The following is a 13,438-nucleotide window of genomic DNA, read 5'->3' on the forward strand; positions in this document are numbered from 1 at the left end:
GAGCCCCTACAGATCCTAAGAGAGACCTTCAGATTGTTCAGGCGACTGCCTGCATGCTGACCGGTGGCTCTACGGTGGTTAAGTGATCCACCCCAGCGGCTGTCCGCTATGGGTGCTGTGGGAAAACTAGTGGCTGCAGATGAAGGGGTGGAGGGGATAAACTGAACGTTGAAGGGAGCGTTAGTCAGGCGCCTTCACTTGGAGACCCCAGACTAATGAGACTTCCTCTTGTTCTTATGGACATGAAAATTCTTATGATCGGCGTCGGGCAGGCAAAAGTTCAGAATTTCTGAGCGCCCCTCATTGCTGTTAAGATCGTTAGTATCAAAGATTCTAAAGTTCTCTCGGTGTTCCCTCTCGACTATTTCGGCTTCTCTATAGTATTCATCATAATACTCTCCTATATATTCTGCCAGATCCTCACCATTTACCTTAGAGGTCTTCGGAAAACACCGATCCCAGATGGGGTCATGCCTCCAACGCCTGTCCTCCAGGCACGCCCAAGGATTTCTAGGTTTTTCATTAGGCAACTCTGAGAGCTTATTAACGAAACTATCAATAGTTTCTTTTTTGTCTCGCCTCATGCAAGGAAATCTAGCGGCAGGTGCTCTACTGATAACTAACTCTACGTAAGGCAAATAGTAACTTGCTACATCTCCCAATACATCTACATTTTGCAGTTCTAGGAGCCGAGGCATTATCGAGAGGCGATCTGGCGATACCAAGTCAGCAGTTATGGCTCTCTCTTCGCCTTCGATAATAGCGGTGAAGTCGCGCAGGAGAGATAGGACTGTATACTCTGCCCCGCACCACGACATGCCGGATGGATTTAGTTCATGAAAACAAACGGAATTTGTCTGCGCATTAATTAGTTTGGCTAGCGACATTGTTCCGCATCGACCAGATCCTAAGCCGATTATGATCCTCTTGCCATTCTCCTCAATTCCTCCCAACATTTCCTCCACTGTCATCAGCCGGAACTAGTTCTAGAGCTAAGTTCAAGACGCTCAAGGCTATTTTATCATCAATCGATGCCGAAGAGGTCGCAAGTATAGACTTTTTCCACCGCGTCCGAAAGCTCCGGCGCCTGCCGGTTGGCGAGGATCAGGTCGCTTTCGGCCCTGAATGCCTCCAGATCGCGGACGACGCGGCTGTTATAGAACAGATCCTCGTCCAGCACCGGTTCATAGACGATGACCTCGATCCCCTTGGCCTTGATCCGCTTCATGATGCCCTGCACCGAGCTGTCGCGGAAATTGTCCGAACCGGCCTTCATCACCAGCCGATAGACGCCGACCACCGAAGGCTTGCGCGCCACGATCTGGTCCGAGACGAAATCCTTGCGGGTGCGGTTGGATTCAACGATGGCCGAGATCAGGTTCTGCGGGATCTGGTCGTAATTGGCCAGCAGTTGCTTGGTGTCCTTGGGCAGGCAATAGCCGCCGTAACCGAAGCTGGGATTGTTGTAATGGTCCCCGATCCGGGGGTCGAGGCAGACGCCTTCGATGATCTCGCGCGAGTTCAGGCCATGGGCCAGCGCATAGCTGTCGAGTTCGTTGAAATAGGCGACGCGCAGGGCAAGATAGGTGTTCGAGAACAGCTTGATCGCCTCGGCCTCGACCGAGCCGCAGAAGCGCACCGGCATGTCCTTGCGGATCGCGCCCTGCACCAGCAGATCGGCAAAGCGGCGGCCGCGCTCGGACCGCTCGCCCACGACGATGCGGGACGGGTGCAGGTTGTCGTGCAGCGCCTGCCCCTCGCGCAGGAACTCGGGCGAAAAGATGATGTTCGGCCAGTCCAGTTCCTCGCGCATGCGGTCGACGAAACCGACGGGGATGGTCGATTTGATGATCGCCACCGCGTCGGGGTTGATGCGGTGGATGTCGGTCAGCACACGTTCGACCGTCGAGGTGTCAAAACGGTTGCTGCGCGGGTCGTAATTGGTCGGCGTGGAGACCACGACATATTCCGCGCCCGGATAAGCCTGCTCAGGGTCCAGCGTGGCGCTGAGATCGAGGTTGTTCCCTAATTTTCTCGAATGCTTTTCAGCCATCGCACTAGCGAACGTGCTCTTTTAGGGCAGATGCGTTTTTTCCAGCCTATTACCCCACCCATAATATTCCCGGAACCACGCCACATAGGTGCGTGCGCCCTCCTGAACCGAAGTCTGCGGCGCGTATCCCGTCAAGCGCCGCAGCAGCGCGGTATCGGCCCAGGTCGCGGGCACATCGCCGGGCTGCATCGGCAGCAGTTCGCGGATCGCCTGCCGGTTCGACGCGGCCTCGATCGCGGCGATGAATTCGGGCAGCGGGACCGAATCGCCATTGCCGATATTGACCACCGCCACGGCGCGACGGGCGAGAGGCTGTCGCCGGCTCGATCTGATCCGGCGTCGCCGGGCGGCCGGGCGCGGCGTCGATCAGCAGCCGGATCGCCCGCACCAGATCGCTGACATAGGTGAAATCGCGCCGCATATCGCCATGATTGAAGACCTTGATCGGTCGCCCGTCCAGGATCGCGCTGGTGAACAGGTAAGGCGCCATGTCCGGCCGCCCCCAGGGGCCATAGACGGTAAAGAACCTGAACATCGTCGTGGGAATGTCGAACAGATGGGCATAGCTATGCGCCATCGCCTCGTTCGATTTCTTGGTCGCGGCATAGAAGGACATCTGGCTGTCGGCCTTGTCCGTCTCGCGATAGGGCATCTCGGTGTTGGCGCCATAGACCGAGCTGGTCGAGGCCATCAGCAGGTGGCGCGGCGGATGGGCGCGCGCGGCCTCAAGCAGTTCGAAACTGCCCAGCAGATTGGCCTCGACATAGGCGCGCGGGTTCTCGATCGAATAGCGGACCCCGGCCTGCGCGGCCAGATGGACCACCGCCTCGGGCCGGTGGCGGGCGAACAGTTCCGCCAGCAGGCCCGGCGTCTCGACCTTGCCGCGCACTGGCGTAAAGCCGTCGCGTCCGCTCAGGCGCGCCTCGCGCGCGGCCTTCAGCGCCGGGTCGTAGTAGTCGTTGTGGCTGTCCAGGCCGACGACCTCATGGCCCTCGGCCAGCAACAAATCGGACAAATGATAGCCGATGAACCCGGCCGAGCCGGTAACCAGAACCCTCATGACGCAACCTTCGCTGTTTATGGTGTCGGTCCCATAGCAGCCGATACCAACTGTGTAACAGCTCTTCGGAGGATCTGAGCGGAAACTCTGCTGAAGAGCCCCCGTTTCCGCTGAAGTTATCCTGCTTGGCCTCAACTAGCGCTGTGACACCCACGTTCATCTGAACCGCACCGGGTTTGCCGGAGACTCCAGTTCTTGAGTAGGCTGGGGCATCATGAGCAAAACCACGAACAAGCTTTCTCTTGAGGTGCGCGAGCGCGCGGTGCGGTTGGTTCTCGAGACCGAGGGTCAGCATACGTCGCGCTGGCAGGCGGTGATGTTGATCGCGGCGCAGATCGGCTGCACGCCGCAAACCCTGAACGACTGGGTCAAGAAGGCCTATATCACCTACTTGCACAGCGGAAACATGTCCTCGCCGAACTGGTGCAGTCTGACGTGGTGTCGGCGGCACAGCCAGCGGACATTCAGCGGCTGGTCATAATGATCATGGTGAGCATCGACATCCGCCTTGCCGCACACCTCGCAGCATTCCTTCTGCAGCACGCCAGCGTTCAACGCCCGCTGCACGGCCAGATGGGCGTCGTATTTGCGCAGGTTCGCGCGGCGCCAGTTCGCCTGTCGCGTCAGGCTTTTGACCATGTCAGACCTCGGATCCTCTCGTCGTTCATGATGATATGCCTTGGCGCCCTTTTTTCTCGGGTGGGTGATGCGCGACAAGCTGTGGGCGTTTCAACGTCTGCTCAGATATCCCTTTTCCTCAAGCCAGTCGGTGAGGATCAGTTCAGCCATGGCCGCCACGGACCGTCGGTCATCCTTGGCCGCTTGTTCCAAAGCTGATTTGAGCGACGGCAGGACCCTGAGGCCGAGCGGTGCCGAGCGTTTTTCTGGCTCATCTGACATTGTTAGCATTCTCTTGTTGACAAGCAGGTCTAGCTAGAGGATACTGCTGATTGCTAACAACAGCAAGCGGGACCCAAGGTGGTTGGACACCTCGAGGCCCCTGACCACGGACCGATCTAGTCGAGGAGACCGATCATGGCTGATGCCACGCCTACCACGCCGCTCTGCGTGACGAAAACCCTGCCGTTTGCGCAGACCCCTCTCACCTTTCTTTTTTCGCACCTGCTTGCGGCGCTGACCACGCATCTGGTGGCCGAGCGTGGGTGCCCGGCTGACCTGGAGGTCGGTGAGCAGCAGGCATGGGAGCAGGAGGCCATCCTCGCCCGCGCCCGCCTCGTCGGGCATCTGGCCGAGATCGCGCGGACCGCGCCGGCCTCGGCCCACGAGATCCTGCTTCAGCGCATGGCGGCGGTTCTGGAGGGGCTGATCTCCTCTGAGGAGCCGGGCTGTGATGCGGAAGATGCCTTGCGGTTTAGTGTGCCTCCCTCCGGCGCGGGAATGGCGGGCGTGATGACACTGCTCCGTCGCGCTGCGCGCGGCATCGACCTGATGGCCGAGCTGCCCCGCTACCGGCAGCGCGTCGCGCGCCTGCGGGCTGTGGCAAGCGCTGACGGCGCTGCCGCGTCCGGATCGCTGCCGGCGAAAGCCGCCTGATCCCTCCCTGACAGCATCGCAGATCTGCCCGGGCGCTTCCTCGGGCTGATCCCGCATGTCCCGTGCCCCGGTCTCCGCTCTGACCGGATGCCAGTCCTGTTGGATCGGGATCGGCCCGGGATGCTGTCGCCTGCCCTGCGAGGGAGACGCCATGTTCTGCCGCCATTCCAGCCGCACATCGCGGCCCGCATCTCTTCCGCTTGCCGGCGTTGCCGCACTTGGGCTCCTGCGCTGATGGCCCGCCAACTGACCCTGCCGGGCTCTCACCTCTGGGACGGCGGTCCCGACACCGGGCATGACCCGCTCAGGGCCTATCCCGAGGTCGAGCCGCAGGTGATTTCCCGACACGCAAGGGAGATCGGCCTGTCCGGAGAGCTCCTGGTCATGTCGAAGCTGATCCGCATCGGCTTCACCGTCCTGCAGCCGCCCGATCATCTGCACCATGATCTGATGATGGTCTGGCAGAACCGTTTGCTGCGCGTGCAGGTCAAGGCCACGACCCGGCCCTATAAGGGCGCCTATCGCTTCACCATGTCCAAGGGCTACCGCAACAACCCCCTGGGCACCCGCCCTTACGAGAGATGCGACTACGACCTCGCGGCTCTCGTCATCCTGCCCGAGGAATGCGTCTTCTTCACCGCAGAGCGCCGCGAGCGGCACTGTCTTCCTGTCAGTGTGATTGCGCAGCTGCGGGCGCATCCCACTCACAGCCTCTTCGAGGCCCTCTCGGAGCTTCGCCAGACCCCGTCGTGAGGCAGACGACCCGCCTCATGCCCGCCCGCACCAGCGCTGCGGCGCGCCCGTCGGGACCGCAGGGGGGGGGGGGCAGGAACGGCTCCTGCCAGCCTCAGCCAGAGCCTGCGATGGGGCGGGCGTGATGGCTCTCCCGGTGGTCTTGGTGATACCATCAATGCATCGTTAATATTTCACGTATCGTAAACAAATCAGATTTATTTACGATACCATCAATGCATCAAAAACGTATCGGCAATGTATCAGACGCCGGCCCTCCTCCACGCGCTCGTGCCGGCATCGGCAGGCGCGAATGACCCGCTCATGCGAGGGAGATCAGCCGGGTGTTGAGGAGAAGATCAGGGGCAGGTTTGGGCGCGACCGACTCTCAAAGATCACCTGATCCGGACCGGAACCGCGCCCCCAGCCTGCCTCGGTCCACGCCGCTGACCCGCTCCTGTCCCGGCGCCCTATTCCAGCTACTATACATGTGCCGGAATACGGCTCCGCGAGACTACTATCCATCTATCGAAATTGGGGTTCTGGGCTCGATGTTCATCTATTTGATAATAATGGATAATCCGGCATAGAACCTAAGAGGGGGCCCGATTTGCCAAAATCCGCCCCCCGCAAAGCAGCGGCGCGCCGGTTTCCTCGCCGGCGCGAACCACTTGTGCGGCGGCCGTCGGCGTCGGAAACGAGCGGCCTCGCGCGCCCTTTCTGGCCTCTCGAGGAACCCGGGCGGGCGGCGATCCCGCGCGACCGGGGTGACGGGTTGCTGGACCTCGCCGTCCAACTCGGAACGAGCCGGAAGCATGGCAGGTCCGCGACGGCGGCACCGACCCCCGCAGCCCACCATAATCCAACCCGACCCTGGCCTCAGAGAGGGGCCTAGTCCGGGGGTAATCGCTCCGCCAGGGGAGCGAGGCAGACCGGTATTCCTGATACCAAAAACTAATCGGTAATGTATCATCATTCGATCTTCCGGATCACGCAGCACGCGCGCAGGCGGGGCTGTCTGTCCGTCCTCCGCCGGTCCGCGTGATTACAGGACAGCGGCAGGACAGCGCCTGACCTTCTTCCGCAGAGTCTTCTCTGATTTTTATGGCTTTGGATTTTCGTCGCTGCCGCGGAGCATGCCGTTGGGGAGAACCCCGGTCGAGCTCTCGATCCTGCTCCGAGAGCGAAGAACCACGCCAGACAGAGACGAAGACGAACACGACGCATGACCAAGCCTGCCCCCTCCCTGCCCGCCCCCGTCCGCCCGGTCGGCTCAGCGGCGGGACCCGCGACAATATCATCAAGCTGCGGCTCGATGACGACGAACTCGCCGCCTTGCAGGCGGCAGCGGAGGCCCGGGGCTATCCCGTCGCGCGGCATCTGCGTGACCTTGTCATCGCCGAGAGCGCCCGCACGGATACGTCCACGGCGCAGGCGCTCGGGCAGACCCTGCTGATCTGCAACACCCTGCTGCGCGACATGCGCCAGAAAGAGCTGCGCATCTCGCCGAAGCACGGCGATCTCCTGCTCGCAGCTCTCGATCAGCTGCTGACGCAGCTGCCGCGCGGGAGGGCGGACTGATGCGCCCCATCGTCAAGGCCCATGCCAGGCCCGAGATCTGCATCGAGTATGCGCTGCGCGACGGCGCCGAGCCCCTGGGCGGCACCTTGCCCATCCTCAAGCCCGACCGGATGGTAGACCACGTCAAGGCCCTCAGTCGCGGCAGGCCGGCAGTCCATGTGACGCTCTCGCTGCCGAAGGGGCTGCGTGCAGACGATGAGTTGTGGCTGCGCATCGTGATGACGACGCTGGCAGGCCTGACCGTCGATCCCCACGCGCACGGCTGGTTTGCCACGCGCCACACCGACACCGACTGCGATCATGTCCACATTGTCCTGGCCGGCTGTGATTTTCGCGGTGTGCCGGTCGAACTGGCGAATACCCGCGCCCAGACCGACCTCCTGCATCAGCAGCTTGCCGTGCGGCTCGGGCTTGAGCTGCCCGCGTATTATGATCCGGCGATCCCGTCGCTGCGTCCGGTTCAGCCCGCGCGGCGGCTGAAATCGGCGCCGGCCAAGCGGCTCCATGCCGACCTCGCGGCGGCGTTCCCGACCCAGCCCACCTCGCTGGCCGAGTTGAATGCCCGCATGCGCGCCCTGCCCGGCGGCTATCAGAGCGATGCACGCGCCACCCGGTGGACCTCACCACACGGCAGCCTCTCCGGCCGCACCCTCGGTCCCGGTTGGGAGGCCCCTGAGATCCTCAAACGTCTCGCCCATGCCGCCGCCCTCATCCCGGCCCAGGGCCAGCTCGCGCTCAACCATATCCTGCGCCAGCTTCTGCCCTATCAAAACCAAATCATGGAGATCTTCGATGGACCTGCATTCGTCAGCCACCCCCCTTCGCCTGCCCAAGGAGGGCGAGACCCTGCTGAGCGGTCAGCTGCGTCACGACCAGAAGCTGGATCGCATCACCAACCTGCTGCTGGACCTGCTGAACAAGCCCAACCCCGAGCAGCAGGATCTGGGGCAGCGGTTGGTCAACGTGCTGATCATAATCGAGAAGGAAGTCACCGCGCAGCGGCAGGAGCGCGAGGCGCTGAAGAAAGAGATCACCGCTCTGAACGACCGGCTGCAAAGTCAGGACAAGATGCTCGCCGCAATCTGCACGCAGTTGGGCACCCCCCTCGCCTGACCCTCGCCGAGCTCCTGCGCCGCACTCTCCGGCACCTGCGCCGGCGCCTACCGGGTTGGCGGCTGCTGAGGCACCGCGACCAGCCTGCCCTCTCGGTCCGTTTCGCAGACGGCAGTGCGGCCGAGGTCGCGGCGACCTCGCTGCGCAGGCGTGTGGCCGGGGCGGAGGCCGATGCATTCATCGCAGATTACCAGGCGGAGTACCCTGAGCCGAAGCGGCGGCCGCAGCCAGTCACGCGGCCGAAATCTGATCTGCGAGTGAAGGTGGCGAGGCCGGCCAAGGTGGCCCTGGAACCCGCACGGCACCCAGGACAGAGCGTGCTAGCAGCAGATCCCGGCGAAGCAGAAATTTGCGACCCTAGAGCGTCATCTGATGCTGGGCCGGTCTTGGGAGCATTGGCACATGGGACGGAAGCGCTCGTGAGGGACCCTCCTCTCGAAGCGCCTGACCCGGCAAGTTCCCCGAACGAGGAGGAGGACTGGGACGGGCCTGGATTTTAAGCAGGGGTGTGAGAGAAGCGTGTAGCGTATCATGCGTGACCTGCCACTGATTGTTCATCCAGCCGCGACCGGAGCCCGGTTGATGTTTACGCCGGTTGGCGCAGGTTGAGCAATCGCCCGACGCGCGGAGCTTTCATCTCGCGCAGCGGGGCGGGCGATTGCGGTGGTCAGGGTCCGCGCATAGTCGGCCGGGGTCTGGTAATCCAAGGCAGAATGCGGGCGCTCGTTGTTATAATCTTTGGTCCAGGCGTTGATCACGATCCGCGCATGGGCCAGGTTGCGAAACATGGTCTCATTGAGCAGTTAATCGCACATCCGACCGTTGAAGCTTTCGACGAAACCGTTCTGCATGGGCTTTCCCGGCGCGATGTAGTGCCATTCGATCTGGTGGGTGGCGGCGAAGGTTAAGATCGCGTTACTGGCCAGCTCCGTGTCGTTGTCAGAGACGATCATTCCAGGCCTGCCATGGCGCTCGATCAGGGCCGTCAGTTCCGGGCGACACGACGCCCTGAGATCGAGGTGTCCGGGATCGCAGCGAGACATTCACGGGCGACGTCGTCGACCACGTTGAGAACCCGGAAGCGCTGGCCGTTGGCGAACTGGTCATGGACGAAATCCAGCGACCAGCGCGCATTGGGCCGCGCCTCGACCGGGATCGGGCTCGTGTTCCGACCGCCTTGCGCCGGGCCTTTCGCTTGCGCACCGTCAGCCCCTCCTCGCGGTAGAGCCGATAGATACGGTTGATCCCCGAGGGCTCACCCTCGCGGCGCAGCAGCACGAACAGGCGCCGGCAACCGAACCGCCGGCGCTCGTTGGCTAGGTCCCGTAATCGACCGCGCAGCACCTCGGCCCGAAGATACGCGACGGCTTCACGCTTCACCGCGGGCCCTACCACTTTTTTGAAACTAGATCCTTCATCGCAGCCAGATCCAGCATCTGCTCGTCTGTGAATCTCGTTCGCTTCATTGTCCGTCCTCAGATTGGGACTCTAATCAACGGTGGAGGAAAAATCCCGTGGCAGGTCATGCGAGACCGGGCATGCGTTTGACGTTGCCCCCAACTTTTATCCAGCGTGAGCGAGACTCCGGGACTGAGTTTTGCCCATTTGGGCGGGTTGGGCAACGGGGGCTGGCGCGGAGCTTTGCGGATTGCGCAGCGTCAGGCCCCGTTGCGGGGGTGAAGGTTTCGGCAAACTCGGCTGGGGTCTGCCAGCTGAGGCGGGAGTGGGGGCGTTCGGTGTTGTAGTCCGTGCGCCAGGCGACCAGCGTTGCGCGGGCATGGTGCAGGGACGGGAACAGCGTTTCGTTCAAGAGTTCGTCTCGCAGGCGACCGTTGAAGCTTTCGATGAAGGCATTCTGGGTCGGCTTTCCGGGCGCGATGTAATGCCAGTCAAACTTGCGGTCATCCACGAATTTGAGGATCGCATTCGAGGTGAACTCGGTTCCATTGTCACTGACCACCGTCTGAGGCTTGCCGCGGGTGTCGAACAGCGTCGCCAGTTCCCGCGCCACCCTTGCCCCCGAGAGCGACGTGTCCGCGATCAGCGCCAAGCATTCCCGCGTGCAGTCATCGACCACGGTCATGATCCGGAACCGGCGGCCATCGGTCAGCTGGTCTGACACGAAGTCCAGCGACCAGCGCTGGTTTGGCAGCAAAGGCAGCACCATCGGGGCCCGTGTGCCCATGGCCCGCTTGCGCCCGCCCCGGCGACGGACATGCAACTGCTCTTCGCGGTAGATGCGAAACAGGCGCTTGTGGTTGACCTCGTGGCCCTCGCGCCGCAGGAAGACATGCAACCGACGATACCCGAACCGGCGCCGGACCTTTGCCAATTCTTTCAGCCGCTCGCGCAGCACAGGGTCGTCTTGGCGGACCACCTCATACCGCATGGTCATCCGGCAACAGCCGATCACCCGGCACGCCCGCCGTTCGCTCATCTCGTGACTTGCCACTAGATGCGCGACCGCTTGCCGCTTCGCGGCGGGCGTCACCACTTTTTTCCGAGCAGATCCTTCAAGGCCGAATTGTCGAGCATGGAGTCGGCCAGCAGCTTCTTCAGCCTGCCGTTCTCATCCTCAAGCGCCTTCAGACGCTTCGCCTCGCTGACATCCATGCCGCCATACTTGGCTTTCCACTTGTAAACGGTCGCATCGCTGACGCCGTGCTTACGGCAAAGATCGGCAACGGAAATCCCCGCCTCGTGCTCCTTCAGAATGCCGATGATCTGATCCTCGGTGAACCTGCTGCGCTTCATCTCTGGTCCTTTCGGTTAGGCCAGAGTCTACCTCAAACTGGATTAGGCAGAGGGGGCAACGTCACGTTCTATAACCTAGGAAGCGGCTTGGTCGACTGAGTATAGCCGAGGCGCCCGGCGAGCGAGTATGACCTTCGGTTATTTCGATGCCCGTGCCTCGTCCTTGTCGTTTCGGACAACGTCTCCTTTTGTTATTTTCTTATTTCTTCCTTTTTATGCGCGAGTAAGTTACTGATCGATAAAGAAAATAAGGAGCTAGGCTGACCTTTTGGGCGAGGTAAGGTGACTTTTGGGGCGAGGATAAGCGACTTTTGGGGCGAGGTAAGGTGACTTTTGGGGCGACGCTGCGTGTTTAACGGTAGCCTCATGCAGAAAACTTAGCTTCTGCCTTCCAAACAAGTGCAGTTTTAGCCTAACGTGACCGCTAGGCAGTATAGGTCACCATGTATGCAAGACGCACCTCGCCCTAAAAGTCACGATAGCACGCGGGGAACCCTCCACGCGTTCCAGCGCCGTGGAGAGGTTATCAAACCGGCAGAATTGATCGAGGTCCGTGGCGGCGAGAAGATCACACTGGCAGCTCGTCGGATCTATAACCAGTTGCTTTCAAATGCGTTTGGTCCTGAAATGGCTGCCGAAGGCAGAGAGCACCGAATTTCATTTTCGGAGCTGCGCGGTAACCATACTTCCAATGATCGTGTGACGGAGTCGATCCTTAGTCTGATGCAGACAGTGGTTCGGGTTCGAATGTCGGATGGCTCCACTCGCAACGTGCACCTTTTAGGTCCAACCGATGTCGAGAAGTTTGGGCCCGGCATTGCTACTATGCTTACATATGAGCTGCACCCCAAACTGCTGCCCATCCTGCGTGACAGCCAGATCTTCGCCCGTCTAGAAATGCAGATTTTGCATGGCTTCAGCACTAAATATGGCATGGCTCTTTATGAGATAATTGCCAAGCGGATCGGCTTGAAGCACATTTTCTACAACGATTTTGAGACTGAGGAGCTGCGAGATTATCTAGGGGTTCCTGAGGGTAAACTTGGCCCCTTTGCCGCTTTGCGACGCAAGGCTATCGAACCGGCCGTCGCTGAAGTGAATGCCCTAGCCCCCTTCTCATGCCGCGTGGACGTTGTTGAGACGAAGGGCAGGAAGATCACCAAGTTGAGACTTTCGTGGTGGATGAAGACAATCGAAGAGCGAAAGCTTCAGTGGGAGGCGCAACAAGACAAGCAGCGCGATTTATTTGAACCTGAGCCCCCCTGCCTTGGTATCTTCGATCCATCCTAAATACGTCACATCACAGACCCGTAAATGAAAATGTGCACGTGTGCAGAAAGGCAGCCATGCAGATAATTGCCATTGCTATGCAGAAAGGGGGCGTCGGTAAGTCTACTCTCGCACGCTCTCTTGCAGTCGCTGCAAGTCGGGACGGGTTATCTGTCCTCATCCTGGACATGGATGCGCAGCAAAGCGTGAGCCAGTGGGCAGAGCGACGTAAAGCGGATATGCCAGTCGTAGTTTTTGCGACAGAGAACGAGCTACCGAAGAAGCTGGCCCAAGCAAGGGGCGTGGCTGATCTCGTAATTATTGACACGCCTCCTGCTCGTTCTACAGAGGCACCAGCAGCGGTCGAGGTCGCCGATCTGGTTCTAATACCTACGACACCCGACATCGAGCCCTTGGAACAGATGCCCCGCACGTTGCGTCTGTGCCGCGGCTTTTCACGCCAAGCCTATGCTGTGATCACGATGGCCAATCCTACCAGTCTGGCGGAGGTCGCCCATACAAGAGAAGTCATTGATACGATGGGTGCAGAAACCGCGCCGGCAGTCCTCCACCGCAGGAAGATCCACCGAGACGCCAGCGCCTCCGGACAGACAGTTCAGGAAATCGACCCTAACAGCAAGGCTGCCGAGGAAGTGGCGAACCTGTGGGCATGGGTAAACAAAAAGCTGCATTTCGGCAATTGAGCAATTGTGCACAAATGCATACTAGTTATATTGAACAGTAGGCTGCTAGGGAGGCTGGCAATGAAAAAAACAAACCCTTTATTGGCGGCAATGAAGACCGCGGAGCCTGAGACCGACCACAATGAGGCCCCCTCTGACTCAGCCTCTCCAGGGCGGCCGGGTGCTAAGGCAGCATCAACGAGGGCGGGGCAGAAGCATCTGGGAGCCTACTTTGATAAGGGCGATCAGATTCTTGAAAGGGTTGCCATCCTGCGAATGCGCTTAGACATGAACAACTCAGAGTTGATCGAACATGCCATAAATGAGCTTTGGAAGCGGCATGAAGCAAGCCGAGTGTTCGGAGAATAGTGCAGGGGTGAACTTATTCAAGAGTGCATTTGTGCACACGTAACTAAGTGCATAATAAGGGAGAGATCAGTCTAAAAATGGGTCCGCTTTGTCGATGTCTCGCGCCACCTGCAACGGGATAGAGCACCGCCTGACAAAGCCAAATCAATGGTCAAGTCGAGCGGATGAACCGAACGATCAAGGAGGCAACGGTCAAGCGCTTCCCCTAAGAGGACCACACCCAGCTCCGCACTCAGGTAAGATAATCCTTGCCCCGCAACCTCACCGTGG

Annotated in this window: 11 protein-coding genes and 5 pseudogenes; 9 read left to right on the forward strand and 7 right to left on the reverse strand. The window is 60.4% G+C overall.

Going from position 1 to position 13,438, the window contains the following annotated elements:
* Positions 1-212: 212 nt before the first annotated feature.
* The 3 genes and pseudogenes from CYR75_RS16140 to CYR75_RS15740 all read right to left on the reverse strand — a co-directional run bounded on the left by CYR75_RS16140 (position 213) and on the right by CYR75_RS15740 (position 3,113).
* On the reverse strand, positions 213-971 hold the full coding sequence (locus tag CYR75_RS16140; protein ID WP_158644705.1) for a sulfotransferase: 759 nt from the start codon (positions 969-971) through the stop codon (positions 213-215).
* 53 nt (positions 972-1,024) lie between these two features.
* Positions 1,025-2,053 (reverse strand): nucleotide sugar dehydrogenase, encoded by a 1,029-nt coding sequence (locus tag CYR75_RS15735; RefSeq protein ID WP_101501205.1) that lies wholly within the window; start codon positions 2,051-2,053, stop codon positions 1,025-1,027.
* 21 nt (positions 2,054-2,074) lie between these two features.
* Positions 2,075-3,113, reverse strand: a pseudogene (locus CYR75_RS15740) (NAD-dependent epimerase/dehydratase family protein).
* 214 nt (positions 3,114-3,327) lie between these two features.
* On the opposite strand from CYR75_RS15740, the pseudogene CYR75_RS16520 reads away from it, so the two are divergent.
* Positions 3,328-3,498: pseudogene (locus CYR75_RS16520) on the forward strand (IS3 family transposase); the annotation flags it as partial.
* 2 nt (positions 3,499-3,500) lie between these two features.
* On the opposite strand, the gene CYR75_RS16525 reads toward CYR75_RS16520, so the two are convergent.
* Complete coding sequence (locus CYR75_RS16525) at positions 3,501-3,707, reverse strand: hypothetical protein (protein ID WP_225972960.1); 207 nt, start codon at positions 3,705-3,707, stop codon at positions 3,501-3,503.
* A 135-nt stretch (positions 3,708-3,842) separates the two neighbouring features.
* Positions 3,843-4,013: a hypothetical protein gene (locus tag CYR75_RS16530; RefSeq protein ID WP_158644706.1), complete on the reverse strand. Its 171-nt coding sequence runs from the start codon at positions 4,011-4,013 to the stop codon at positions 3,843-3,845.
* A gap of 135 nt (positions 4,014-4,148) precedes the next feature.
* On the opposite strand from CYR75_RS16530, the gene CYR75_RS15755 reads away from it, so the two are divergent.
* From CYR75_RS15755 to CYR75_RS15780, 5 genes and pseudogenes are all read left to right on the forward strand, one after another.
* Entirely contained in the window at positions 4,149-4,667 is a 519-nt protein-coding gene (locus CYR75_RS15755) for a hypothetical protein (protein WP_101501207.1), read from the forward strand.
* Between the two features lie 234 nt (positions 4,668-4,901).
* Positions 4,902-5,420 (forward strand): group I intron-associated PD-(D/E)XK endonuclease, encoded by a 519-nt coding sequence (locus CYR75_RS15760; protein ID WP_101501208.1) that lies wholly within the window; start codon positions 4,902-4,904, stop codon positions 5,418-5,420.
* A gap of 1,314 nt (positions 5,421-6,734) precedes the next feature.
* Complete coding sequence (locus CYR75_RS15765; RefSeq protein ID WP_101501209.1) at positions 6,735-6,980, forward strand: hypothetical protein; 246 nt, start codon at positions 6,735-6,737, stop codon at positions 6,978-6,980.
* A gap of 110 nt (positions 6,981-7,090) precedes the next feature.
* A pseudogene (locus CYR75_RS16770) lies at positions 7,091-7,315 on the forward strand (relaxase/mobilization nuclease domain-containing protein); the annotation flags it as partial.
* 457 nt (positions 7,316-7,772) lie between these two features.
* Positions 7,773-8,093 (forward strand): hypothetical protein, encoded by a 321-nt coding sequence (locus tag CYR75_RS15780; RefSeq protein WP_101501212.1) that lies wholly within the window; start codon positions 7,773-7,775, stop codon positions 8,091-8,093.
* Between the two features lie 554 nt (positions 8,094-8,647).
* On the opposite strand, the pseudogene CYR75_RS15785 reads toward CYR75_RS15780, so the two are convergent.
* Positions 8,648-9,556, reverse strand: a pseudogene (locus tag CYR75_RS15785) (IS3 family transposase); the annotation flags it as partial.
* A gap of 103 nt (positions 9,557-9,659) precedes the next feature.
* Positions 9,660-10,847: pseudogene (locus tag CYR75_RS15790) on the reverse strand (IS3 family transposase); the annotation flags it as partial.
* A 447-nt stretch (positions 10,848-11,294) separates the two neighbouring features.
* Between CYR75_RS15790 and CYR75_RS15795 the strand changes: the two are divergent.
* The 3 genes from CYR75_RS15795 to CYR75_RS16150 are packed head-to-tail and all read left to right on the forward strand — an operon-like array spanning position 11,295 to position 13,168.
* The gene (locus tag CYR75_RS15795; RefSeq protein WP_101501213.1) at positions 11,295-12,137 is read left to right on the forward strand and encodes a replication initiation protein; all 843 of its coding nucleotides are present in this window, start codon (positions 11,295-11,297) and stop codon (positions 12,135-12,137) included.
* 56 nt (positions 12,138-12,193) lie between these two features.
* Entirely contained in the window at positions 12,194-12,820 is a 627-nt protein-coding gene (locus tag CYR75_RS15800; protein WP_101501214.1) for a ParA family protein, read from the forward strand.
* A gap of 60 nt (positions 12,821-12,880) precedes the next feature.
* The gene (locus tag CYR75_RS16150; protein ID WP_158644707.1) at positions 12,881-13,168 is read left to right on the forward strand and encodes a hypothetical protein; all 288 of its coding nucleotides are present in this window, start codon (positions 12,881-12,883) and stop codon (positions 13,166-13,168) included.
* Positions 13,169-13,438: the final 270 nt, after the last annotated feature.

Origin of the sequence: Paracoccus jeotgali (genome assembly GCF_002865605.1) — a bacterium.
Taxonomy (GTDB): Bacteria; Pseudomonadota; Alphaproteobacteria; order Rhodobacterales; family Rhodobacteraceae; genus Paracoccus; species Paracoccus jeotgali.

Excerpts from the sequence above, each read along its gene's own strand:
- CYR75_RS16140 (WP_158644705.1), bottom strand. The coding sequence starts at position 971 with ATGACAGTGGAGGAAATGTTGGGAGGAATTGAGGAGAATGGCAAGAGG.
- CYR75_RS15735 (WP_101501205.1), bottom strand. The coding sequence starts at position 2,053 with ATGGCTGAAAAGCATTCGAGAAAATTAGGGAACAACCTCGATCTCAGC.
- CYR75_RS16530 (WP_158644706.1), bottom strand. The coding sequence starts at position 4,013 with ATGTCAGATGAGCCAGAAAAACGCTCGGCACCGCTCGGCCTCAGGGTC.
- CYR75_RS15755 (WP_101501207.1), top strand. The coding sequence starts at position 4,149 with ATGGCTGATGCCACGCCTACCACGCCGCTCTGCGTGACGAAAACCCTG.
- CYR75_RS15760 (WP_101501208.1), top strand. The coding sequence starts at position 4,902 with ATGGCCCGCCAACTGACCCTGCCGGGCTCTCACCTCTGGGACGGCGGT.
- CYR75_RS15780 (WP_101501212.1), top strand. The coding sequence starts at position 7,773 with ATGGACCTGCATTCGTCAGCCACCCCCCTTCGCCTGCCCAAGGAGGGC.
- CYR75_RS15795 (WP_101501213.1), top strand. The coding sequence starts at position 11,295 with ATGCAAGACGCACCTCGCCCTAAAAGTCACGATAGCACGCGGGGAACC.
- CYR75_RS15800 (WP_101501214.1), top strand. The coding sequence starts at position 12,194 with ATGCAGATAATTGCCATTGCTATGCAGAAAGGGGGCGTCGGTAAGTCT.
- CYR75_RS16150 (WP_158644707.1), top strand. The coding sequence starts at position 12,881 with ATGAAAAAAACAAACCCTTTATTGGCGGCAATGAAGACCGCGGAGCCT.